This window comes from Anaerobiospirillum sp. NML120448 (assembly GCF_023050945.1).
Classification (GTDB): domain Bacteria; phylum Pseudomonadota; class Gammaproteobacteria; order Enterobacterales; family Succinivibrionaceae; genus Anaerobiospirillum.
Window position 1 is genome coordinate 1 of record NZ_JALKIM010000026.1, and the last position, 25433, is coordinate 25433.

18 protein-coding genes and 1 pseudogene are annotated in these 25433 nt (G+C 40.2%); 12 read left to right on the top strand and 7 right to left on the bottom strand.

Going from position 1 to position 25433, the window contains the following annotated elements; translation table 11 throughout:
* Positions 1-477: 477 nt before the first annotated feature.
* A complete protein-coding gene (locus tag MXE38_RS06210) occupies positions 478-2274 on the bottom strand; it encodes a hypothetical protein (protein ID WP_246913240.1) in 1797 nt (598 codons plus the stop codon).
* 664 nt (positions 2275-2938) lie between these two features.
* Here MXE38_RS06210 and MXE38_RS06215 point away from each other — a divergent pair.
* On the top strand, positions 2939-4291 hold the full coding sequence (locus MXE38_RS06215; protein ID WP_246913241.1) for a metallophosphoesterase: 1353 nt from the start codon (positions 2939-2941) through the stop codon (positions 4289-4291).
* Between the two features lie 188 nt (positions 4292-4479).
* Positions 4480-5979: a glycosyltransferase gene (locus tag MXE38_RS06220; protein WP_246913242.1), complete on the top strand. Its 1500-nt coding sequence runs from the start codon at positions 4480-4482 to the stop codon at positions 5977-5979.
* A 46-nt stretch (positions 5980-6025) separates the two neighbouring features.
* On the opposite strand, the gene MXE38_RS06225 is transcribed toward MXE38_RS06220, so the two are convergent.
* Positions 6026-6238, bottom strand: a complete 213-nt coding sequence (locus tag MXE38_RS06225; protein ID WP_246913243.1) for a hypothetical protein — start codon at positions 6236-6238, stop codon at positions 6026-6028.
* A 67-nt stretch (positions 6239-6305) separates the two neighbouring features.
* On the opposite strand from MXE38_RS06225, the gene MXE38_RS06230 reads away from it, so the two are divergent.
* The 3 genes from MXE38_RS06230 (at position 6306) to MXE38_RS06240 (ending at position 8883) form a co-directional block, all read left to right on the top strand.
* A complete protein-coding gene (locus MXE38_RS06230; RefSeq protein WP_246913244.1) occupies positions 6306-6749 on the top strand; it encodes a hypothetical protein in 444 nt (147 codons plus the stop codon).
* Between the two features lie 726 nt (positions 6750-7475).
* Positions 7476-8123: a nitroreductase family protein gene (locus MXE38_RS06235; RefSeq protein WP_246913246.1), complete on the top strand. Its 648-nt coding sequence runs from the start codon at positions 7476-7478 to the stop codon at positions 8121-8123.
* 136 nt (positions 8124-8259) lie between these two features.
* Positions 8260-8883, top strand: a complete 624-nt coding sequence (locus MXE38_RS06240; protein WP_246913248.1) for an L-threonylcarbamoyladenylate synthase — start codon at positions 8260-8262, stop codon at positions 8881-8883.
* 1305 nt (positions 8884-10188) lie between these two features.
* On the opposite strand, the gene MXE38_RS12415 is transcribed toward MXE38_RS06240, so the two are convergent.
* Both MXE38_RS12415 and MXE38_RS06245 read right to left on the bottom strand, forming a co-directional pair.
* Positions 10189-10311, bottom strand: a complete 123-nt coding sequence (locus MXE38_RS12415) for a hypothetical protein (RefSeq protein WP_281503158.1) — start codon at positions 10309-10311, stop codon at positions 10189-10191.
* Between the two features lie 779 nt (positions 10312-11090).
* Complete coding sequence (locus MXE38_RS06245) at positions 11091-12224, bottom strand: glycosyl hydrolase family 28-related protein (RefSeq protein WP_246913251.1); 1134 nt, start codon at positions 12222-12224, stop codon at positions 11091-11093.
* A 329-nt stretch (positions 12225-12553) separates the two neighbouring features.
* On the opposite strand from MXE38_RS06245, the pseudogene pgsA reads away from it, so the two are divergent.
* A pseudogene (gene pgsA / locus MXE38_RS06250) lies at positions 12554-13099 on the top strand (CDP-diacylglycerol--glycerol-3-phosphate 3-phosphatidyltransferase); the annotation flags it as partial.
* 261 nt (positions 13100-13360) lie between these two features.
* Here pgsA and MXE38_RS06255 read toward each other — a convergent pair.
* From MXE38_RS06255 to ribA, 3 genes are all read right to left on the bottom strand, one after another.
* The gene (locus MXE38_RS06255) at positions 13361-13696 is read right to left on the bottom strand and encodes a TusE/DsrC/DsvC family sulfur relay protein (RefSeq protein WP_246913253.1); all 336 of its coding nucleotides are present in this window, start codon (positions 13694-13696) and stop codon (positions 13361-13363) included.
* Between the two features lie 20 nt (positions 13697-13716).
* On the bottom strand, positions 13717-15192 hold the full coding sequence (locus MXE38_RS06260; RefSeq protein WP_246913255.1) for a tetratricopeptide repeat protein: 1476 nt from the start codon (positions 15190-15192) through the stop codon (positions 13717-13719).
* A gap of 230 nt (positions 15193-15422) precedes the next feature.
* The gene (gene ribA / locus MXE38_RS06265; protein WP_348647362.1) at positions 15423-16028 is read right to left on the bottom strand and encodes a GTP cyclohydrolase II; all 606 of its coding nucleotides are present in this window, start codon (positions 16026-16028) and stop codon (positions 15423-15425) included.
* Between the two features lie 395 nt (positions 16029-16423).
* Here ribA and cmk point away from each other — a divergent pair, with 395 nt between their 5' ends.
* The 6 genes from cmk to MXE38_RS06295 all read left to right on the top strand — a co-directional run bounded on the left by cmk (position 16424) and on the right by MXE38_RS06295 (position 25433).
* Positions 16424-17098: a (d)CMP kinase gene (gene cmk, locus MXE38_RS06270; protein WP_246913258.1), complete on the top strand. Its 675-nt coding sequence runs from the start codon at positions 16424-16426 to the stop codon at positions 17096-17098.
* Positions 17099-17400: 302 nt separating this feature from the next.
* Positions 17401-17583 carry a hypothetical protein gene (locus MXE38_RS06275; protein ID WP_246913261.1) on the top strand — a complete coding sequence of 61 codons (183 nt, stop codon included), beginning with the start codon at positions 17401-17403 and terminating at the stop codon, positions 17581-17583.
* Between the two features lie 133 nt (positions 17584-17716).
* Complete coding sequence (gene rpsA / locus MXE38_RS06280; protein ID WP_246913263.1) at positions 17717-19390, top strand: 30S ribosomal protein S1; 1674 nt, start codon at positions 17717-17719, stop codon at positions 19388-19390.
* A 712-nt stretch (positions 19391-20102) separates the two neighbouring features.
* A complete protein-coding gene (locus MXE38_RS06285; protein ID WP_246913264.1) occupies positions 20103-21407 on the top strand; it encodes a tetratricopeptide repeat protein in 1305 nt (434 codons plus the stop codon).
* A gap of 151 nt (positions 21408-21558) precedes the next feature.
* The gene (locus MXE38_RS06290) at positions 21559-21933 is read left to right on the top strand and encodes a hypothetical protein (RefSeq protein ID WP_246913286.1); all 375 of its coding nucleotides are present in this window, start codon (positions 21559-21561) and stop codon (positions 21931-21933) included.
* Positions 21934-22085: 152 nt separating this feature from the next.
* Positions 22086-25433, top strand: coding sequence for an ATP-dependent DNA helicase (locus MXE38_RS06295; RefSeq protein WP_246913265.1), 3348 nt, complete (start codon positions 22086-22088; stop codon positions 25431-25433).

Consider the following 25433-nt stretch of genomic DNA (forward strand, 5'->3'; position numbering starts at 1 on the left):
GTTGCTTACCTAAATAATTAGCTCCTATCTGTTGAACTACATTAGGAGCAACCCCAAACTTTAAACCAATTTGATATGAGCTTTGCTCAGTATCCATAATTGCCTTTGCAATATCAGACTCGGTTATATTCTTATTGATTACCGAGGATACATTGGGCGATTTTTGCATGTTCAATATGCCTCCGCTTACTGTAAAACATGCATCAATCCTATAAAAGTCAGGGGTTAAATTATAGTACCGCTATACTTTACAATTACTTTTGATTTGAACTTTATTTGTTTTAAAGCATGCATCAGGACTGCATTTTTTAAAGATTTAAGTAGGCTTGGTGTGCAAAAGACATGTGCTACCACAAACGTGCTCTATAGGTATAGGGACATGTACGTATGTAGTTTGTTTGTGAGCTGTTGTGGCAGCATGGATTAATAGGGGATAAAGGCACAAAGCGTCCTTGTGCCATTTTTGCCTGTTAATGGCTATTGGTTCTCCTCATCCTTTAGGTAGTCGTACCAGCATTCATTAATCTGGCTATATAAGATCAAGTAAGTTAAGTTAAAGACCTGATGCTCATTAAAATCTAAAGTAACTAAATGTTCTTCTTCAAGATTAGCTGGGTTTTTAGTAGCCTTAGGGTCATTTACTTGTTCAGAGAGCTCTTTTAAAGCATTCTTTTGTTTAATGGAGGCTACTCTAAAAGAACGGCTATCTCTATCATTGATATTGCCGTAGACTGGGCCAGTTTGGGCATGTCTTGCCTGAGCCTCTAAATAAGCTTGCTCGTAATCATTAGCTAATTTTTCAGCGCTAGTATTGGTCTCTTGAGTACTATTTTCCTCAGTAGCCTGACTATCGGATGCTTCTTTAGCTGTAGCAGCACTTATGTCAGGGGCATTTTCCCCTTGCGGTAAGGCTGTAGCGTTATTGTTCTCTTGTGAGCTTGCCGCTTGAGAGTTATTGTTTTGGTTTGAATCGGCCTCAACGGTGGCTTGTGCTGTGGCAGTGTCAGCTGCTGTAGCTGTAGCTGTAGTTGTAGCTTCTGCTGGAGCAGAAGCGTTGGCTGGGGCTAAGTTGGTATCAGCTTGAGAAGGCTTCGACTCAGTAGGGGCGGTGCTCGGTTCTGATTGGGCATCAGCGGTGGCTTGAGCATTATGTTCAGAGCGATCTGGAGCTTGTACCTTCATTAAGAATGATAGGGAATCATCGCTATCGGAGCCTGGGGTAATAGGGCCAGAGCTGACATTTTTGACCACAGTTTTCTTTAGGGGCTCACGTAAAGTGCGTTGTTTGGCTCTAATAACAGGTTGTTGCTCAGGTGATTGAGATTGAGTTTCGGCCTGGGCCTGGGCGGCAGTCTGGGACTGCTCCTTTTTCTCTTGGTATTCAAGTTCGGCGGTAAGGGCACGGTGAGCGGCCAGGGCTTGAGCTACTAGATCGGCACGCTCTTGGAAGGCCTTAGCCATATTAGCAGCTTTTACGGAAGCACGTGCCTTGGCTAGAATAGCCATGGTATCAATTTCGGCTTGCTCACGCTCTTGCTCTGCTTTAGCATCAAATTCTTGGATGGCTAATTCTAATGCCGTAGGTTTGCCAAGCTTTGGGTGGTTGTCTACTGGAGTATATTGGACAGGATTGTTCATCACGTCAGGAGTAGGGGCCTGATGGAGATCGGCTGTATTGTAGACTACACTTAGAACGTGAGTTTTTGAGGTCACGATATTAGGATCAAGACCAATGGATTTGGCAAAATTGATTAAAGAGTCAATAAAGTACTCACTTAATTCTTTAGAGGAAAAGAGTGGTTCGACACACTTTAAGGCGCACAGACCTAAATAAATACAATCTTTTCTTAAGTTATCAATATTGATCATAAAGTCGAGGTTCTTGATTAAATAGCCATAATCAAGGGCAAACTCATAGGTTTCACGACCAATGCTGTTGTAAATGAGATCTTTTTCCTCTTGTTTAGTTATAGCTGCAAGCTGATTGGAGCTAATACAAGCACCTAAATAAACCAAGAGGGTATCAAGTTCATGGGTACGTAATAAGCACAGGCGATCAACATTATTCTCAAAGTAATAAGAGATATTATGATCTTCATGAAATTTTGCTAGTTGAGGGTGAACCTTATAAAGGCTGTCTTTGATAGCATCATTATCCTTTTGAGCACGCAAAGAAGACTGCTTAGCTCCAAAGTCAGCATTAAAGCTTAGAATGCGGCTGAGCAAATCGCCTTGATTTAATAAATATTGAACGTAGTAAGGACTCATCGCCATGACAAAAGGGCCTTTAAACGAAAAAACAAACTCAACAGAACAATCTAAGGCTCTAAGATACCTAAAAATCATTAAATTGCATAGTCATCAGACCAAAGGCTAATAATAAACCTATGCAAAATAGTTGCTCTTTTTTAGCTATCAAAAGCCAAATATCAGCCAAAAAACCGACCTATACTCTCGTAAGAGCATAGACTAAGCCAACCTAGCAATTAAGGTCTAATTAAGCTCATTCTAGGTTGTTTTATTGTGCTTGAAGGTAGGAATATAGGGCTCTTGATAATATTAGCTATCGTGGTTAGTAGTGGTACTTAACTCTTAAGATGGCAGTAGGCGTTTTAGCATTTTGAGTGGTGGTGTTTATTTGCTGGCGTTGGCTTGACTTGGTTTAGCTTAGCTTGATTTGGCTCTGAGGCTAATAGGCGGTTTGTATTGGGGTGATGGCGTGCGTGCGTTTTGAGAGAGGTTGGTTAGTTTTTCGTTAGGAGGGATTTTGGCGGTTTTGCGGGAGTTGAGAGTGGGTGGTACTGGGGTTTTAAATGTTTTTTGTGAAAAATGAGAGAAATGGGCAAGGAATTAATAGCATTTGCTCTAGGTAGCTTATGCATATAATCTTATAATACTTTGTCTTTTTTTACTTTTGCCTGAGCAAGGATAGCATGACATGATAGCTTTGCATATTTCAGCCTTGGTTTTTATGGCTTATGCCTTAGTATCTTTAATACTGCCACTTAAAATTAAATGGCTCTATAAGGGCTTATTAGCTTTAGTGGTGGTAGCTGCTGGTTTAAAGTATGTAGTGTACTCACAAACTGGTGGTATTTTAGAGCCAAAGTTAGATAGTTCCTATATTGTGGCTTTTGAGGCTGCTTATAGTGCTTTGATGCTATGCGTAGTCTTGGCTTTATTAAAAGATGTAGCGCTATTGTTTATTTGGATAGCTCGTGTTTTAGGTTGGCTTAACCAAGTCAGTATTGCTCATAGCAAAATCTCAACAGTAATTGCCATCGTAGGTATTAGTGCTGGTGTTTTAGGTACATTAAGTCAGTTTAAAGTGCCTCAGGTTTATGATGAGACTATTTACATCACAGATCTACCAAAGGATTTGCAAGGCTATCAAATTGTTCAGCTTACTGATTTACATATCGGCCCTATTTTAAAGAAAGAATTTTTACAAGGCGTAGTAGATCGCACTAATAGCCTTGAGGCTGATTTAGTAGTGATTACTGGTGATCTGGTAGATGGATCGGTAGCTAAGTTAAAGCAAGAGTTTGCTCCTTTACGTGATTTAAAGGCCCGTCATGGTGTGTTGGCTGTAACTGGCAATCATGAGTATTATTCTGGTGCCAACTCTTGGGTAAAAACCTGGGAGGAAATGGGCGTAAAGTTTTTAGATAATGAATCAGTGCTATTACAAAGTGGTAGTTCATTATTAAAGGTAGTTGGTCTACCAGATCCACGTGGTAAAGCCATGGGTGCTCCTGAACCTGATTTTAATCAGGCCATGAAAAATGTCATTACCTATCAATATGGTATGTCTACCTCTATTGAATCACCTCATGCCAAGCCTATGATGGAGGAGTTACCTACCGAAGCACTGGAGACTAATGCTCATGGTGTGATTAAGCAAGGTAAAGAAAAGACAGCAAAAAACAATACAGGTAAAAATAGTTTAGTCAGCTTTAATATTGGGCATAAGAACAATGATAAGGCCTTAAAGAGCTTTAGAGCAGGACGTGGTAATGCTGTTTTATTGTTAGCTCATCAGCCTGTAGTGGCAGATTATGAGGGCGTGAGTGCAGATTTAATTTTAGCAGGTCATACTCACGGCGGTACTATGTTCTTCTTAAAGCCATTAATTGCCCACTTTAATGCAGGATATGTATCAGGACTATATAAGCTCGACAGTAGAACTCACTTATATGTTAGCAATGGTACTGGCATTTGGTCGGGTTTTTCCTGTCGCATTTTTGTTCCAGCCCAAATCATGCGTTTTACTTTGCAAGCAGCTCCTTAAGGTTAGCAAGCATAGTGATGGGGCTAAATGGCTAAAGAAGGCTTTATTGGGCTTTAGGAGATTAAAGGCGTAGTGGGGTGCGTCCTTTAGCCCTAATGCCCTGTTTGACCTTAAGGGCAAAAATATTAAAATAGAGTCATTGGCTTTTAGACTTAAACCTCAATTAGTGTCAACCAGAGAAAAAAATTATGTCATATAAGATTTTATGGTACTCAATTCCTGCATTACACGACAATTCTAATGGTGCTGCTATTCATAATAAGATTTTGTTGGAGGCATTAGCCGCCCGTGGTATTCAGGTAAAGGTATTGAATGCTCTGGTTGGTGATGATGTTAAGGGCTTAGCTGTATTTGATCGCATTAAGTCTCAACTTAAAAAAGACGATAGCGAAAACTACTATCAGTTCCATGATAATGGAGTTGAGTATGTAGTTGCTAAAACTCAAGGCCATTTATCTAATGAAGTTACCGCAGCAGATCAATCACGTATTTTCGACCTCTATTTACAATTTTTAGAGAAGTTCCAGCCTGATGTCGTTATGGGTTACTCAGGTGATGTTTTCTCTGCTTATTTACGTATGGAAGCTCGTGCTCGTGGTATTCCTGTAGTTTATGCCTTATGCAATGGTCTACATCGCTCTTATGCTTTTGCCGACTGTGATTTAATCTTTACTCCATCACAAGCCACTTCTAAGTCCTATTTAGAGTCAGATAACATTGATGTTAAAGCTGTAGGTCAATTCTTAGATGTTAATAAGGTAAAAGATCCTAATCGTGACCCTGCTAATGCTAAGTATGTAACCTTAATTAATCCTACCCCAGAAAAGGGCTTAGCTATTTTTGCCAAGGTAGCTCAAATCTTTAGTAAAAAGCATCCTGAGCAAAAGTTCTTAGTAGTTAAGAGTGTAGGTGACTACAATAACATCTTATTAAGATTACATTATGCTGATGGCACTCCATTTGTAGTTAATGGCGTTAACCCAATTCCTAATGTTGATGTAGCTGAGCACACTGATGATATCCGTTTGGTTTATAACATTACCAAAGTCTTAATGACTCCATCAGTATGGCATGAGGCCTGGGGCTGTGTAGCTACTGAGGCTAATTACAATGATATTCCAGTGCTTTCATCAAAGAGTGGTGGCTTAATTGAGGCCGTACGTGAGGGTGGCATTTTATTAGATGCACCAGAGTGTACTCAAAAGGATTACTATTGTGTACCAAGCGATGAAGAAGTTGCTCCATGGGTAGAGGCCTTAGAGCGCTTATTAGTTGAAGATTGGACAGCCCAATGCCGTCAGGCCAGCGATGAAAACTCCTTACAAAAGAGTGTTGATCGCCTCATGATTTATTTACAGCCACTTTTAGATCAAGGCAAGGCTAACAAAAAGCCAATTGAAAAGTCCTTATACTTCTCTCAAAAGTGTATGGATAATCGCATGGAAGCTTATAAGAAGGCAGGCATTATTGCCGCTGATGGCTCTATTGTTGCCAAACTACAAGCCCAGGCCTCACAAGAGGCAGCAGCTGATCAAGCTGCTGCGGCTGCTTCTGCTGCTCCTGATGCAACTGGTGAGGGCGCTGCCAAGGCTACAGATACTGCACCTGAGGCTAAGGCTCCTGCCAAGGCTGCTGCTAAAGCACCTGTTAAGGCCAAGGCTAAGAGCAAGACTAGCAAGCGCAAATAGCAGATAAGCTTTAAGAATTTATTTTTACAGGCCCTTAAGCGAAAGTTTAGGGGCCTTGTTTTTTTTCTGGTGCGGCAAAAATGATCTTTTTGGCAACCATGGCAAGGTAATAAGAGGCAAAAGCTGCCTTATCAGTAAGTAAAGTACTAGGGGGGAGTTTTTTAGAAAATAAGAGCATTTTGGGGCGGCAAAAGGGCATATTTAAGCCATTTGTCTTGCTGTTGAGAGAACTTAATGGGCTTAAAACATGCGTTGGCATATTGTGTGCAAAACCATAAGTGCAAGTGGGTTTACTCCCTTATTTAGCTCACTTCTAGGAGACAACTATGTCAAGCTCTATTGTTAATTCAATGGCTCCTACCGATATCAGGGAAAATTGGTGGGATAAGAGTAATAAGCTTGATAGTTTCGCTAATTCATCAGTAAATGATATTTTTGGGGCTAATGAAACTAATGGTTCATCCTTTAGTGCTAGCCTTGAGAACATCTTGGCTCGTGCCGACGAAATTTCAGCCAACAATGGTTTGAATGTTTCTCGTGCTGCACCAACTACTGTCACTGGAGAAGCGGTAACTTTTGAAGAGCTTATCAACTCTGAAAATGCGCAGATAAGAGAATTTGCAGTATTAGATCAACAGCCCCTTTCACCAGACTGGGCCGTCTTGAAGAACGCTAATCCCGTTACTCCAAGCAATTTCAAGGCTCTTAATGGTTTATCAGATGGCTTAATGCTATCTCAGCGCTTTGCTAATGCTCTATATGCTGTGTAGCTTGATTAGTAAATAGTTGCAATAAGATAATTTTGATGGATGAGGTCTCGCTATGACCTTGAATCAGTCTTTCAATAAAAATTAAAAAATTGTGCTTACGTAATTTTTATTGAGATTATCTTAGGGCGCTACATACTAAGATTGGCTATATAGTGGCTTATTTCTCTTTACTAGCTTTACTGCTTAAAAGAGTGATCATAGTTAGGTCTTCGTTTTATCTTAATTAAAGGAGTTAGTTGTTGCTTGCTTGTAGTTAGCGGTAATTAACTAATTTCTTTAATAAGAGTTCAAGACCAGTTTTAACAAACAGTGTCTGATACTACTCTTTGACCCTGCATTGAGTGCATCAAGATTGGTGTGCTCTGGCATACTAACTGTTTATTAAAACAACTATGTTCGCCACAAAATGCTCTTACTGCGCAAAGCCACGCTTTGCGCAGCAAGAACTCGGCAGCATTAATAAAGCGCTGCTTTTGTTTTAACAGGCAAAAGCAGCCCTCTTATCTGTTAGTTGTTTTAAAGACATTTTTGCTAATGAAGTTAAAGATCATTGCTAAGCTATTTTGCTAAAGATAGTTTAATAATGATCTCTAGCTCGTTTGCTATTTCTTCTCTCCCTTAATCTTTCCAAATTTGATCATCTCATCAATTATTCACCTCTCTTTTAAATTAGCTGTGCTATGCTTAATTTGACCTTTAATTTTTTGTTTTGATGAGGAATTAAGCATGAACTTTAAAGAGCTTATGGAAACACGCTATACCACTAAGCATTATGATGCTACTCGTAAGGTGGATGATCAGACTTTAAGAGCCATTTTAGAGGCGGTAAGACTAACTCCAACCTCTGTAAACAGCCAGCCATATCATTTTTATGTACTTACAGGTGAGGCTAAGCAAAAGCTACGTGATGGTATTAAGGACTTTAACCAAAAACGCTATGACGCTGCCTCTCATGCTATTGTCATTTCTTGTAAGACCAAAATTGATGAGGAACACTTAAAGGCTGTATTAGAAGCTGAAATCAAAGATGGTAGATTACCAAATGAAGATTTAGTGGCAGCACAAGATAAGTCCCGCCATTTCTTCTCTAACTTGCATATTGAAAATGGTGATTTTGAGGCTTGGACTTGTAAGCAAGCCTATATTGCTTTTGCTACCTTAGTATATGCAGCTCACGATGTGGGGGTTGACTCTACTGCTTTAGAGGGCATTGATTACGATAAGGTCAACGAAATTATGGGCTTTAAGGACAAGGGCGAGGCCTGTGCTTTAGTAGTTTCCTTAGGTTACAGAGCTCAGGATGATTCTAATACTTTAGACAAGCGTCCTAAGTCACGCTTAAGCGTAGAGCAGTTAGTTTCTTTTATTGATTAATATAGTGACTGAGCGCTCAAGCTCTAGGTAAAGTAAGCATGTAGCTATTTTATAGCTGCTATAATTAAGGCCGTGTTTGACCAACAAACATGGCTTTAATTTTTTTTCATTAAATCAAAAAGACAAGGAACTTATTATGAGTGCTGAGTTTTTATCTATTCACCCAGATAATCCGCAGCCACGCTTTATTAAAATGGCTTGCAAGATTTTGCGTGACGGCGGTGTAGCCGTAGTGCCAACCGATTCTTCTTATGCTTTATGCTGTCTTATGGAGCAAAAGAACGCTATGGAGCGTATTGCGCAAATTCGTAAGATCAGTAAGAACCATAACTTTACTTTAATTTGTCGTGATTTATCTGAGCTTTCTACTTATGCCAAGGTAGATAATAATGTCTTTAGACTGCTCAAAAACAATACTCCAGGAGCTTATACCTTCATTTTACCAGCTACCAAGGATGTGCCTCGTCGTGTGATGAATGAAAAGCGCCGTACCATTGGTTTGCGTGTTCCTAAGTGTACTATTTTAGAAGCTTTATTAGAGGAGCTTAATGAGCCTTTAATGAGTTGTTCTTTAATCTTACCTGATGAGGAAATGGCTGAATCAGATCCTGTGGAAATCAATGACAAGATTGGCTCCATTGTGGATGTGATTATTGATGGCGGTGTATTACACCCTCATGCTACTACAGTAATTCGTTTTGAAGACGGTAGCCCTATAGTACGTCGTGTTGGTATTGGTGATCCAAGTCCTTTTGAATAGAGCATTTTGTTAGGGCAGGAAAATAATCGACAACTTACTATTCGCTCTGCGTAAGCTCATCCTTGATAAGGCGCTATTTGCGCCACAATCATTGGCATATACGCTACCGCTATCACTATTAATGGTGCTATAACTGATATAAGCACAGGTTTAGGTATAGGTATGGCCACAGGAATGGGAATGGGAGCTGGCACTGGCATTATCAATGCGCTAGTACTAAGTTGGCACTGCATGGTATGGCACTGCGTTGCATGGCATGGCATGGCATGGCACTATACTTTACTGTACTGCGATACACTAAACAACACTACACCAAACCACGCTGTATGGCGCTATGCTGCGCTAGAGATGAAGCTAGAGAGGTTGGTTGGTTAGTTGGCGTGTAATCTTAGGTGCTTACCCAATAGTTAGCTCCTGCCCTAACAGGAGAAGTTTTTTTCATGGTCTACTATCTCAGCAGTATTGAAACTGCTCGCTGCTTCTTTGGTCTTTAGATTGGCCCTGATAGTAGGGGCACATCTTACTTCTCTTTGAGAAGCATATATCTCTCCTTAACTAAGATTTCCTTGATTTGCTCAAATTTTTTTAATTTAGTTTTACTTTTTTACTTAAACATTAGCTAACTTTTAACCTTTAAAAGTTGTTTTTATCGGACTTATTCAAAATTTTCTTATTTTGTGAGACAGCTTGACACAAAATTCACTCAACAAAAGATGATTTTAATGTGCGTTTTATATTATTTTCATGAGTATCAATATTAAAGCCAGTAAACAAACTATCAAGGTTTGAGGCCAAGTCTATTTTTAGTCATAGTGATAAAAATTATCACAAAAGCCTTATTTGCGAAAAATTGCTCTAGAGAGCAGCTACAGCTGTGCTCGGTCACGCTAAACGCACGCAAAAATATTTTGTAATAAAATAATGCATCTAGGATAGCATAGTAAATTAGTGATAAAATTGATAAATATGAGCTGGCGCACAGATTACCAAGCATGAAAAACTTAAATTTGTGAGCTCACTTGCAAATGAAATTTTCAAAAGTTGGCCTGTGTAGCATATTTGAGAAAAGGGGATTTTATTTCCTTTTTACAATTTGCATAATTACAGCAACAAAAGCGAAGACAAAAATTTTATGTTTTAGCGAAAGATGTTAAAAATTGCTCTTTATCTAGAGTAAGAAATTTTGACTCAACTAAATAAGGAATTAGGCCTTGTATAAGGTCTAACTTTTTATTTTTTCAAAAGGCATCTTAATCAATAAAATCATATTTTTTGTTTTCAAAGGCAAAATACTCTTTAGCTGTCTTAAATTAAGTTTTCGTTTACTCGTGCTTTAAGCTCAGCAGCTTGCAGTACATATTGTCGCTTTGGACAGTAGTTGTTAGTTAGTTTGTTTTTGAAGTTTAAAGTTAAGGACGCAACAATCATTCAGACAAGGAAAGGATATAGCCTGTTAGGTAAAGTTTATAACTTTCTATAGGCTTTGATGCTAGTAGGGACTTAAATTGTAAGATTTAAGTGGCATAGGATATCTCTAGGAGTAGAGATTTTTACCCAATAGCATCAGTGCAGTTAGCATTTAGTATTTTCTATACTTTTATCCTAACTGCCGCAGCGAAAACTTTGTAAAGTCCAAGGTGATAAGAGTAGCCACTTGTATGGTCTTATTGTTAGGCGCTGGTTGGTGTAGAGCCAGTAGTTGCACAACAATACTAAGAAATTAGAAGAAAAGATAAGCAAGTAAGCTTATTCTTGTATGTCTGTACTGAGAATAAGACCAAATTTTTTCCTAAGCTAAGCATCTTATGCTATGTGCATTATGCATTTGATTGCTATCTTAATTTAGGGAAATATTTTTTTGTAAAGAGGACTCCTAGTGAGTCCTTTGCCGTATTTAGCCCTCCTACGCCCAAGCCCAAGCCCAATCACTATAGCTTGCCTAAACTTACTTTGTTTCTTATTAAGCTTTTGTTGCCATTGGAACCATCGTAGCCGTGGGAGCCATGCTTGAGTGCTAATCACATAATCCAAGCTAATAGAACTCTAGTCAAGCAACGCACTGCAAGGGCCTAACATCATGAGTAATAAAGCTTTGAGGCGTTTACAGTTCTTAAGGCTCTTACAGCCAATTAAAGCCCCTTACAGCCTTATGGCAGGGCAAAGTAAGAACTAAGATTGGTGCTAGAGCTATGGTGGGGAACATTATTCTATTGCTCTTGTATAGCTGCTCCATTGGCTAAGAGACAATTTTTAATGATTGTGTCAGGGGTTGAGGTGTGGGAAAGGGCAATTCCAGACTTCATATTAGGCTCGTTGCCGTTGTTAATAATATGGCAGGAGTCAATTTGTAGCTTGCTGCTATTTTCTACAACTATGCCCTTGGTGCAGGGGCCGATATTATTATGAATGGTTAAGTTCTCTAAGGAGAGCTTGAGGCTATTTAGTATGTGAACATTACAAAAAGATGAGTTTTGGCAAGTAATACCACTGACTAAGACCTTTTGTGAATCTTGGATGAGAATGCTCTTAAGGTTAAATCCTGGCTCTGATTGGGACTGTAAAATAGTCGTTCCTGAGCCATCAATAACGCCCTCTCCGCAAATTTCTACATCATGAGAGCCAATAATATTGATAAGACCTACAGGTGCGCTCTGAGAAACTCCTGCAATATTAGTTTGCAAACAAGGGTAGGTATCTTTGTCAGCAATAGCAACTAGGGTGGCGCCTTTTTGTAATACCAGCCTAATACGGGAGGTAAGCTTAATAGCAGAAATTAAGTAAGTGCCAGCAGGCACGATTACCTCACAAGCAATTTGTGCCCTAGGCAAGCTTTGTCCCTTAGCCTCAGGACAGAAGGGAAGCTCTGTTTTGGCTTTAGTAAATGGAGTTGGACGCTCTTTGCTTTGCTCTGGGCAGCAAGGCTTCTTGCATCTTGTGGCATCAGTACGGCCATTATTATGTCCCTGCCCATGTTCATACTCTAGACTGGAGGTCTCAGATAGTATGCTATCTTGCTCGTTAGGTGTTGGCTGGTGCTGTTGCTTGGCAGTTGAATCAAGCAAGATGCCAACATGTTTTTGGTAGATGGCTGCTTGGATGATGCCTTCGACGGAATGGGCAAAAAAGCGTGCTTGAATAATGGCTTCTTGAATGCTCTTAGTATCATTGGTAATACCATCGCCTGTAGCACCAAAGTCTTTGACATTAAAGCTTTGAGCTACGCAAATATTCTCTTTAGGAGCTGCTTTAGTTAAAGAGCTGATATTAGCATTAGGACAAATTTCGTTGTTGAGCAGAACAACTCCAGAGGATAAAACTTGCGGATCATTATCGAAAGCCATAAGAAAACTCCTAATACTTGTAAGGCAAAAAGGTGGGAGCAAAGCCAAGGTTGTTTGATCATGAGCAAAGATAGGTTCTAACTCATCAACTAAATATAGCACAAAAACCATCACATAGCCCTTATGATGTTGCACTCACTTTTGCAAATTGGGGCACAAGCATTAAGATAAATATAAAATTAGTCCTTAGATCGCAAAGTTTTAGCTAAGCTTAGCTTATAATTATATAATTCATTACAGACAGCGCTTTTGGCTGTAGCTAAGACCATAAGCTGCCAATGTGTTCGTTAGATTATAATCTTTTGCTGAATATACCTAGGATACTTTTAATGTATAACCTGCCAAATCTGCTCACTATCTTAAGAGTGGCACTTATCCCTGTTTTTGTAGGTCTCTTCTATTATCCAACCACCAAAACTAACTTTATGGCAGCTGTTGTCTTTGTGATTGCTGCACTTACCGATCTTTTGGATGGTTATTTAGCTCGCAAACTTAAGCAAACTACTAAATTTGGTGCTTTTTTAGATCCTGTAGCTGACAAGATCATGGTATGTACTGCTTTAGTATTGATTGTTGAGTACTATTCCGTTCATGTAAATGAGTTCTTCCCTCATATGAACTTATTAGTCTCTATCCCTGCTATGGTTATTATTGCTCGAGAGATTGTAGTGTCTGCTTTACGTGAGTGGATGGCTGAGATAGGTCAAAGAGCTCAGGTAGCTGTAAACTGGGTTGGCAAATGGAAGACAGCTATTCAGATGGCTGCAATTGCATTATTAATCTATCGTCATAATGAGCCAATGATTTATGCGGCTGTTGGTTTATTATGTGTCGCTACAGTATTAACCATTTGGTCAATGGTGGTTTATCTCAAGGTTGGTTTAAGCCACATGTCAGAAGAAGCCCCTGTTAAAGAGCCTCAAGTAACAGCCACTGTAGTTGCAAAGAGCAGCAGTCAAGATGCTCAGGTATCTGACGCTGCAGCTGCTGACACAGCTGATGGCAAAAATGATTCATTAGCCTCCTCACAGCAAGATGCTCCAAGTGAACCAAAGGCTGATAATGTGCCTAAAGTTTAATTAAAGTTGAACTCTTAGTTAAAAGAAAAGGAACCTAAATAGGTTCCTTTTTTTTGACTAAATACACTTAGCTGGTTTTGGTAGACCTGCTAGTTTGGCAGCACACTTAGCTGCACCGTCTGGAAAGAGTCGAGCTAATTTTACCGAGGAGGCCAGCTCTTCATGACCTTCTTTTTGCAAGAGTTTAATTAGGCCACGAATAGGAGGGGTAGTATCAAACTCCTCATAATACTTGCGTACCATAGCAATAATGACTAAGTGCTCAGCAGTAAGCTCTAAGCCCATTAAAGATGCAATATGATCTCTAAGCCCCTCTGAATAGTCATTTAAACTGAGCAAGTAGCCCTCATCATCAGTAGGGATTTGCTTGCCTTCAAATTCAATATAGCTCATAAAAACCCAGTCCTTAATAATTAACGCTCTCCTTTGAGCATAATACTACTGCTATTCATTCTCATAGTATGGAATAATACCAATTGAGTCTTTTGCTTGGCAAAAAATTGATGGGCATGCTGTAGAAATTGCTCAATATCCCAAGCAATAAAGTCAATATAGCCATAATGAGTGCCTGTAGCTCCACCTATAATAGTGGCAAACTCCTGTTTGTCCTCATCAAAAGCATCACGTAGATCAAAAGCTTCATCAGAGGTCATATTGGAGAGGTCAAAAGCTAAGAATCCTGCTACAGCGCCATCGGCGTGCAGCCTGTTAACACTAGACTCATCCAAGGCAAAATAATCACTAAGCAGGCCAATACAATTAGAGCCACCAGCAATGATGTCAGCCCTTAAAGGGAATGACTCCTCTTGAGTAGGATTCATCTTGTAGCCAATGTAATTATGGTCTAAAAAGTCTTGAGCACTAAAGTCTATGCTACAGCCGTCTTCTTTGAGCTTATCAAGGACACCTTTTAGAGTAATACCAGGCTCTGCTAAAGGCTCATCGAGTACATCCAAATTGTCGATGTAGCGCATATTAATCAGTTCGCCTAAATTAGTATCGGTCAGCAAAAAGAGTAACCAAGTGGCCTTATTCTTATCATGAGCAATAAGATCGCTAAGTTTAGAGCAATAGCAAGATAGGGTATAAGAGTTTTCTTTTTCTTGTTTAAGCCATACTTGGACATCACTGCCATCAATTTCAATGTCGTTAACTTTAAGAGCAAAATTGCCTTTGCCTGAACGGCCAATGGTAAAAGACCAATTTTCTAAGGCCTGCTTAGGAGCATGGTTCATAAAATAGACCAGCTCAAATAATCTCACCACATCGCCCTCAGGTGAGAAGGTGATTTCGTACTTTGGCCCATGATAGCCCACTTCAAGAGCTAAATCAGCAAAGGTGCGCTTAAAGATCTCTCCAAGCATAGCAATAATAGTAGCGCCATTTTGGTGGGCTTCATCTTCGATAAGGGCTTGTCTAATAATAGACTCTTGCTTCAGAAACTCTTGCCAAGTGTCTTTAGTACGTTCAGCAAAACAGCTACTAAAGCTAGGCAGAGCAATTGCTTGCTCGCAATGCTCAATAAATTCTTCAAGATCTGACTTAGGATTGATTAAAGCATTATCCTCAGGGTGAAGCTCTAAAGCCTGTTTAAAGTATTTAAGGGCTAAAGGTTCCTGATCTAAGTAGAAATAAGCGTAAGCTAAGCGAAAATTCCAATTGTAATCCTGATTAAGCTCATACTCTAAAGGTAAGAGTAAATCTAGAACCTTATACAAAGTGGCTCTATCTTCATAGGATCCTTGATTGGCAACATTATTGTAAGCTCGGGCTAGCTCACAAATCATAGCGCTATTTCTATCTGTGCTCTCAATAGCCTCTAAGCTCTCAATAATTTTGAGAAATTCACCTTGTTCATGCCACTTTTGGCACTGAGCTAATAAGTCCATAGTCAGACTCCTTTGTTAGTGCAATCTTATTGCTAAACACTGCATTAAACTAGCAGTATTTCAATCTTAGCGTATAAACCACTACAAGGGTACTAGGTTTGGGAAAAAAGCCTAAGCTTTGCTAGGGATAGCCTCAAAAATGATAAAGAGGGTGAGTGACTGGGGTGACTATGGTGGATACAAAAAACCCAAGCCTTCAAGCTTGGGTTTTAGTAAAGAGATAAGCTATTTTAATCTTGGTGATGGAGGAGGTGACCCATCTTTTGAGCTTTGATGCGTAAGTAGTCTTCGTTAAACTTATTTTCACCATACTCTAATGGTTCACGAGCTACTACTTCAATGCCATGCTGGGCAATGTCGTCAATCTTAGCTGGGTTGTTGGTCATTAAAATAACCTTAGTAAAACCCATAGCACGCATCATATCAGCACACAAGCCATAAGTACGACCGTCAGCAGGAAATCCTAGTTGTAAATTAGCCTCAACAGTATCTAAGCCATTATCTTGTAAACGATAGGCAGCAATTTTGTTAAAAAGACCAATACCACGACCCTCTTGACGCATATAAAGTAAAGCGCCACGACCTTTTTCAGAAATCTTACGTAAAGCAGCTTCTAATTGAAAACCGCAGTCACAACGTAAAGAGCCAAGAGTATCACCTGTTAAACACTCGGAGTGAATACGGGTAAGTACTGGCTCATCAGTGGTCAGATCGCCTGCATAAATAATTGCGTGCTCACGTAATTGGTGATCTTTGAACACTTTAATTCTAAACATACCAAAACGACTTGGAAGCAAAGCACTGGTGCCTTCCTCAAAGATTTGACTTTCTGCCACGATTAATACCTAATAATTCAATAAACTCCTAGCTAATAGTTTACTAAAATTGAGCTATAGCTAGACCACAAAAATAATTGTCTATTATACCTTAGCACTATTTAGCAAACAGAGTGAATTAATTTTTTTCTCAACAAAACTAGCTGCTTAGTATAAAAAGCTAAAAGAATAGTACTTTTAGTAGTGAGCACCATATGGTTAAAGTATTGTTTTGAGTTGACAATCATTTATACAAAAGCTGACTTTGCGCTATGATAGTTAAGGTAATTTAGATAATATATAGTCTAACTATAAGGTTTTTTTAACTACAGGAGGCATACGGCTTAGAGCTAACAGCAGTCATTTGCTGCTTAAGCATTGTGATTGTTATAGCGAATTAAGTTGTAGTTTTACATATGGGAAAGGCTTTTGTTATAGCTGTTGATGGCCCTGGTGGTGCAGGAAAAGGTGAACTTACCAAGCGTTTGGCTAAAGAGCTTGGCTATGATTTATTAGACTCTGGCGCTATTTATCGTGTACTTGCTTATGCAGTACGCAAAGCTGGTCTTGCCATGTTTGATGAGGACTCTATTGTACAAGAGGCTCAGGTCTTATCCTTAAGTTTTGAAATTCAAGACGATGGTGTACATGTATTCTTAGGCGACGAGGATGTTTCTAAGGCCATTCGCACTGAAGAGTGCGGTTTAAACGCCAGCAAAGTAGCTCCACACCCTCTAGTTCGTCAGGCCTTGTTACAGCGTCAGCGTGATTTTGCCAAAGAGCCTGGTTTAGTTGCTGATGGCCGTGACATGGGTACCATTGTATTCCCAGATGCTCAAGTTAAAATCTTTTTAGATGCCTCCCCAGAGGTAAGAGCTAAGCGCCGTGTGCTTCAATTAGAGCAAGCAGGCAAAGAAGCTGACTTTGATTTGATTTTACAAGAAATTACTGAGCGTGATGAGCGTGATCGCAATCGCCCAGTCGCTCCATTAAAGCCAGCTGAGGATGCTTTAATCTTAGACTCAACTAATATGAGTATCGAAGAAGTATTTAACACTGCTATGGATTACATTAAGTCCAAACAGCAGTAATTTATTAAGCATCATTTAGCAAAGCTTAATTTTTAACTAAAGGCAGTGAGCACCTCACTGCCTTTTGCATCAAAGAAATAAACAACACAACGCACCCACCTCCCATCCAAAGACCTCATTCTCATCGCCATCCTTCCATACCATAATGTCATCATAGAGCACTAAGCTGCCAGAGTGCTGCGACAATAAGCCAGCAGTAAGCTGCTAAAAGCCAACAGCCAGTGGCAAGAGGAAAGAGGCATAAGGCCTTTTAATAGCTCTATCAGCAAGATTGCCATGATTCATTGGCAAGGAGAAGGGCGATGGCTAGGGCTGTTGCAATTGCTGTGGTGATTGCACCGTATTGTCCCTATCTGCAAGCTAATCTAATCAAAGCTAAAGTAATAGCGGGGCCGCAGGTAGGAGTAGGGTTGGCTAAGAGAGGCTTAGCTGTGGTGTTTTTAATTGGGCTTAGAATAGAGTACATTGTGAAAAAATTTGTGTAATAACATTGATTCTAATCCAACTGTTTTGCTATAATTTGCGATTACTTAGTTAAATGTGTCATGGATGACACTACATTGATAATTACCTCCTTAAAGCAGGATGCTTTAGGGTGCTTTTGGAATCATTACCTTAATGACTTATAATTTTGCCGAACTCTTCGAAGAGTCCTTATCTCAACAAAACACCCGTCCTGGTGATACCACCAATGCTCAAGTTGTTGCTATTACTGATGACTTTGTAATTTTAGACTCTGGCTTCAAGTCTGAGTCCAGCATCCCAGTTGAGCAGTTCATGAATGCCCAAGGCGAGCTTGAAGTTGCTGTTGGCGATTTCGTGCCAGTAGTTCTCGAGTCCATTGAGGCTGGTGATGGCGAGACTGTTTTATCACGTGAGAAGGCCAAGCGCAATGAGGCTTGGAGCAAGCTCGAGAAAGCCTTTGAGAATGGCGATGCAGTTGTTGGTCTTATCGATGGTAAGGTCAAGGGCGGCTTCACTGTTCAGTTAGGCGGCATCCGTGCTTTCTTACCTGGCTCTTTAGTAGACGTTCGTCCAGTACGTGAGACCACCCACTTAGAGGGCAAGGAGCTTCAGTTCAAGGTTATCAAGCTTGACCAGAAGCGTAACAACGTAGTTGTTTCTCGTCGTGCTGTTATTGAGTCCGAAAACTCCAACGAGCGCGAGAGCGTATTGGCCACCTTACAAGAGGGTCAAGAGGTTAAGGGTATCGTTAAGAACCTTACCGACTACGGTGCATTCGTTGACCTCGGTGGTGTTGACGGCTTATTACACATTACTGACATGGCTTGGAAGCGTGTTAAGCACCCATCTGAGATCGTAAATGTTGGTGATGAGATTGAAGTTAAGGTTCTTAAGTTTGACCGTGAGCGTCAACGTGTTTCCTTAGGCTTAAAGCAATTAGGTGAGGATCCTTGGGCAAACATCGCTGCTCGCTTCCCAGTTGGCTCTAACATCGACGGTAAGGTAACCAACTTAACTGATTACGGTTGCTTCGTTGAGATCCAAGAGGGTGTTGAGGGCTTAGTTCACGTATCCGAGATGGATTGGACTAACAAGAACATTCACCCATCCAAGGTTGTTTCTGTTGGCGACAACGTAACTGTTAAGGTATTAGAGATCGACGAGGAGCGTCGTCGTATTTCCTTAGGCTTAAAGCAGTGCAAGCCAAACCCATGGATGGAGTTTGCTGAGGCTCACTCTAAGGGTGACCGTGTAACTGGTAAGATCAAGTCTATCACTGACTTCGGTATCTTCATCGGTTTAGATGGCGGCATCGATGGTTTAGTTCACTTATCTGACATTTCTTGGCAGCAGTCTGGTGAAGAAGCCGTTCGTGACTTCAAGAAGGGCGACGAGATCACCGCTATTGTTCTCCAGGTAGATCCAGATCGTGAGCGTATTTCTTTAGGCTTAAAGCAGATCGCTGAAGATCCATTTGCAGATTACTTAGCACAGCACCACAAGGGCTCCTTAGTAAACGGCACCGTTGAAGAGGTTGATGCTCGTGGCGCTACCATTAAGTTAGCTGAGGGTGTAACTGGCTATATTCGTGTAGCTGATATCTCCCGTGATCGTGTTGAAGACGCCACCACCGTATTAAAGGTAGGTGACGAGGTTGAGGCTAAGTTTGTAAACCTCGATCGTAAGACCCGTCAGTTAACCTTATCCATCCGTGCTAAGGATGAGGCTGAAGAGAAGGAAGCTTTAGACACCTTAAACGATAAGCAACAACAAGAAGCTGCTCCAAATGCAATGGCTGCTGCTTTCGCTGCTGCTCGTGGTGAGTAATTCTAAAGCTCAAAGCTCTAGACAGATTAGAAACTTTCATTAGTTTCTGCCAACTGTCAAGCTTATGAACTTGATAGTTAAAACCCAGACTTGGATAACACCTTGTCTGGGTTTTGTTGTTTTGGGGCCTATAAAAACAAAATAGTATAAAAACTATACGCAATATAATGGTAGAATTACCTTAGGCCAATTCATTAAATATTCTATAAGGTGCGCCTACTACCATAAGATAGCGCCTGATAGTGCCAGCGCTCAGCGCTTGAGCTTGCTTACTTGCCTTGCACTGGTACAGCTCCTACGCAGCTCCTGCTCATTGCCTTAATAGCACTTTTACTTGCTTAGCATTCGCACTTGCATAGTTTAGCTTGCGCTTGCATTGGCGCATGTTTCCGCTTGTACTTGTGCTTGCCCCGAGCTTGCGCTTGCGCCTTTGCTGCCCATAATGCAGCTCTACTGCATGCTTTGTCGTCTGCTCTATAGGGCTGGATCTTGGTAAATTATCCCTTTAGGGATAATATGCCAGTTGCATTTGCATTTGCATTGTCTTTTTTGCCTTTTGCTTTAGCTGGTGCTCTTTGCTTGAGGGATTGAGGGCGGTTGCGATAGGACGAGCTCGGCTAGCTTATGTGATTTCTTTTTTTAATTTTTTGTCTAAGGAGTAGGTTTGATGTTAAACCTTATAGGAAGTAAGAGTGCCTTGGTGGCGCTTTGTATGGCCTCGTCTTTGTTGGTAGGTTGCCAGTCCAATATTAATAGCGTGCTCAAGTTTACCTTGGGTGAGAAGCAGTACAATGAGTTGCAGTCTCATGAAATTAAGACTGTTTCTGTACAAAGACGCTATATTCTTGAGTTTGCCGAAAACAAACCTTTGGTACAAGCTACTGCTATGCTTAAAACCTCTAAGGCTAAAGAGGGTGTTAAGCAACTAACTGAGATGGCTAATCAAGGCAATAGCTACGCTATGTACTTTTTAGGTGATTATTACACCAAGAAAGGACAACGCAAGTTAGGTAAAGAATGGACGCAAAAGGCCGTAGTGGCTCGTAATTATCTTGCCTTATTAGAGAATTTAGAGGCAGCCCGAAAAACGGCAGATCAGCAAGAAATTGCTAAATATACTCTGGAGCTGGCTATTATTGGCGATCTATCCTGTCAAGTGCTTACAGGCTACAACTATATTTATGGCAATGGCTTGCCTACCATGCATGAGGAAGGCTTAAAGTGGTTGCACAAAGTAGCTGATATCAACACTGATCTTTATGAGTGTGTGCCTGAGGAGGTTGATCAAGCAGCAGACATGATTGCTTCTGCCTCAGGTATCTTGGCTGAAATCTATCATGGCACTGTGCTTTTGGGTCGCTATCAGGATGAAGGCAAGTACAAAAAGTACTTGGCTAATGCTGCTGCCTATGGTTTAGCCGACAAGCAATTAGAGCTTGCTATGATCTATGCTCAATCCAATAGCACTAGCAAATTGGATAGGGCCAATAAAGTATTCCAGCTTGCTTTAGACCCAAAAAATAAATCTCATAAGGTTTATGGTTTAGCCGCTTATGCCTATGCTCAGTTTATTGATGCTCATCCTGAGATCGCTGTTAACCAAGATAGCAGCAAGTATCTCAATATTGCCAAAAAGAAAGGCGTGCTAAATGATTATGGAAAATTGGGCAATTATTACTACAACATGCTTGATTACAGCAATGCTAAGTTGTACTACGAAAAGGCTCTTAACGGAAATCAGGATGACAAGGCCAATGGCTTATTTGGTTTAGGTATGCTTTATTTTGAAGGTAAAGGCGTAAATCAGGACTACAGTCAAGCTTTATCCTATTATGAGCAAGCAAAAGCGCTCAATCATGCTGCGGCTGCGGTAAGATTAGGCCAGATGTATGCTCAGGGCTTGGGAGTGGCGCAAGATAAGGCCAAGGCCATAACTTACTTTAACCAAGCTTGTACTATGGGTGATATTGACGGTTGTGATGCCTCTAAAGAGCTCAGAGGTATAGGTATTCGCTAATCAGCCCCTCCAACTGCCAGAAAGAAGTTGGTATCTTTCAAGGCTGCTAGTGCTTAGAGCAGCCTTATTTGCTGGCAGTTGGTAAAAGTATAATTTAGTTTTAGTCTGCTTGGTTGTTGGAAACATCCAAGTAGATTTGTACCTGGCGGAGTTGATTCACAAGAAGAAAGGATACTATCTTCTAGCCTTAAAAGGAAATCAAGAAACCATATACAATGAAGCTAAAGAGCTGTGCGCTCACTATAAGCCAACCTCAGTAGAAAATGATTGTCATTGGCAACTTGATATCACCTTTAATGAAGATGATACTCGTAAAACAGGAAAAGCTGCGGAGAACTTTTCAAGACTCCTAAGATTTTGTATGAACTGTGTCCGAGCAGTAGTCTTTGGTAAGGATAATAAAGAATCCGTAAAAACCGAAGCCTTTATCTTAGCTAACTCAGAGGATTTGTTAATGCAGTTATCTCTGGTTAATAGACACTCTTATCAGCTCCCTATGTTAAAATTATTTTTACTTTGTTCCTAAGCACAATATTAAGTAGATTGAGGGGCAAAAAGCTCAATTAGCTACACTATAATCCTAAGTCTAGGAGGTGTAGATAAGATTACGCATCAATTGCTAAGCACAAGCTTGCTTTATGGTTAAGAGCACTAATTATTTCTTGAGGAGAAGAGGCTATGTCTGATATGGCCAAGGCTACCATGCCTAGCAAGACTCCAGCTACAGATAAGATCACCAACTATTCTAAAGATATTTATATGAAGGCTATAGATGAGATCTTGTCTGTTAATCCTCAAGGCTATGGCTTTAACAATTTAGAGGCTATACAAGCTAAACAGGCTAAAGAAAGTTCACGGCCTGAGCAACAAAATGCACAAGTAGATAAGACTCAAGTTGAGGGCCGCTCACATAAGAGTGAGCCTAACCCATTGATTCAAGACCTTACAGTTAACACTCCTGTAAAGAGCTGCCACAAGGACAATAGTTTTAATATGAACAATAAAGAAAATTCTAACTCCCCATGGGGCTCTGATGCAGCTGAAGTTGCTGCCGCTTTGGGACTTAGTGCTGATGTAGTGGCAAAAGGTATGGGTGTTAAAGCAACCACCAGCAATAGTTCTGCTACCAATCAAACTAGCAAAGCAGTCAATTCAGCCTCAACCTCTGGCACTAACGGCCAAAGAAAGTCACCATCGCTCAGTAAAGATGGCTCTAGTAAAAATTCCAAGACTACTGCTCATAAGAGTGCAACTACCCAACATAGTGGTAGTGACTTGGAGCATGATAGAAGTTTCCTCTCTATTGAGATTATGAGAGAGTTAGGTTCAGTAGTTAGTGAAGAAAACTATAAAACCTATTGTGCCAGAATGAAAAAGCATGGTCTTGAACCATATAGCCAAGATTTGTTGGTGGCTATGATGGTGTGCTCCTTCTTTTCTAAAGATGGCACTCTGGCGCAAAAATTATCTAACTACAATCCTCGTACTGGCCAGATGAAATTTGCCGATAGCGTAGTTAGAGCCATGGCCAAAAATGATGTCTTAATTGTTGAGGCAGGCACTGGTACAGGTAAAACTTACTCCTATTTGGTGCCACCTTTATTAGCTGATAAAAAGATTGTTGTTTCTACTAAGACTAAGGCCTTGCAAGATCAGCTTATAAGTAAAGATATTCCTAATCTGCTCTCGATGATGGATCTAGAGCATCTGCATGCTATTAGCTTAAAAGGTCAGAGTAACTATATTTGCCGCTATCTTTTTGATGGTGATGGCAAAATCAACATGAGCTCTAAGGCCCGAGATGTTTATACTACTATTAGTGATAAGATTGAAGAGAGCTCCAACTCAATAGATAGAGACATCCGTAACGCTACTTTTGGTGAAATAAACTTTAAAGTACCAGAAAAATTCCGTCGCTATGTAAGTTGTGATTCCAATTTATGTAGAGAAATGTCTAGTAGCTGCCCTTATGCGGCACAAAAGCGTGAGCACTTGAAAAAGGTTACTGAGGCTGTTGATAAGCTAAAAGATGAAAAAGGTGATGTTAACTATGTCATGCGTAACTTTAATAAGTTCAACATGCCTAACATCTCTAGTGAGCATTGCTTTACTTTTGCATCACGCCAAGAAGCTAAACAGCGTGATATTACCGTAATTAATCATGCTCTCTTCTTTGCTGCCTTACAAAGTGATAGTGGCATAGGTTCTATAGGATCTAGTCTACCTCTACCAGATATTTTAATTTTTGATGAAGCTCATACCTTAGCTGAGGTGGGGTGTGAGTTCTATAAAACTGAATTTACTGCCACTATGGTAATTGATCTTATCGATAAGATAAGAACCATTTTCCCAAAGGGCGGAGACTCAGGTCAGTTAAATTGTTATTTGGCTAAGCTAGGCTATGCTGCATTTTTGCTATTCTTAGCTCTGTCTTTAATGTCCGAGGGTCGTTATGGTGTCTCGGCAATTAAGTACTTGCATAACAAGACTCAATCTCCATTCCAGCTGTTGCAATATCGTTTGGCCGATATTCGTGCTCGTCAAGCCCTCATGGACGACTCTTACTACATGGCAGTAGTAGAAAAGGGGCTTAAGGAACATAATGCTAAACTTTATGGTGAGGAGCAGCAAGAGCTAAGTGCTGATTTGAAAAAAGGCAAAGAGAGCCAGCTCTTATCAGAAGATGAGTTACCTTTTGAGACTACTGAGCAAGACAAGCAAAGTGCTAAGCAGGAAGATGCTACCTTAGCTGCCTTATCCGAAGAAGAGCTGAAAAAGGAGCTAAGACGACAAAAACGTCAGAATACCAATCAAGATCATTCAATTGAAAGCTTTGTTAAACTTGAATATCAACGCTTAGCTTTAGACTTACAGAAAAAACTGGGCCCAGCATCATTATATTCTTCTAAGAATGATGTTAGTGATGAGCTTCTTGATGCTATTAAAGATATCAATGGTCTGCCAGTAATTGATTCCTACTTTAGAGCTTTAATGGGTGATATCCATAAGGCCTTAAGTAAGCTCTCCTCCATTTGGGAGAAAAATAAGGAAATCATTGCTGAGGACTATAACCTCATTCAAGAGCGTATTGATAGCTATAAGAATTTTGTTGCTGATTTTATGACTACAGATCGCAACAAGAATCAAGAAGAGTGCTTTAAGAATGCAGGATGGGTGGAGATTGGTAAAGAGGATGCTCCTCCTAAATTAGTAGTATGTCCTATTGATATTGGTGATCGCTTCTATAGTGCTATTGATGATCTCAAGAAAAAAGGTGTAACGGTAGTATTAACCTCTGCAACTATTACCTTTGATAAGAGCTTTGGTAAGTTCTGCCATGAGCTAGGCTTGCCTATAGAGCAGATAACTACCCAAATTGTAGAGTCGCCTTTTAACTATGCTAAGAATGCTTGTCTTTATCTTTCTAAGACTTTCCCAGATGTGTATAGCAAGAACTTCGTAAGTGATAGCTTATACATGATTGATGAGCTGATAAGAAAGGCTACTGGCGGCATCTTTATGCTTTGTACTAGCTTTAATAATATGAAATTAGCTAAAGAAGTGCTAGAAAAGCGCTATGGCTCTAGTCGTACCATTTTGATGCAAACTGAAGATACTGTGCCTAACTTAATCAACCAGTTCAAAAAAGATGGTAAGGCCATTTTAATTGGTACCTCATCTTTCTGGGAAGGTGTGGACGTGGCTGGTAATGCCCTGTCTTTAGTAATCATTGATAAGCTGCCTTTTAAGCAAGTAGGCGATCCTATACAAATAGCACGTAAGAATAGGGTAGAGAAACTTGAAAAAGGCAATTTCTTTAATCAAGTACAAGTCCCTGAGGCTACTATTGCTTTACGCCAAGGTGTAGGCCGCTTGATCCGTAATGAAGATGATCAAGGTGTATTGGTAATTTTAGATAATCGCTTGCTAACCAAGGGCTATGGGCCAAAGTGTGTTAACTCTTTACCTCCTATGACCAGAGTAGATAGCGTTAAAAAAGCATTACCATTTTTCAAGAAGGTCTAA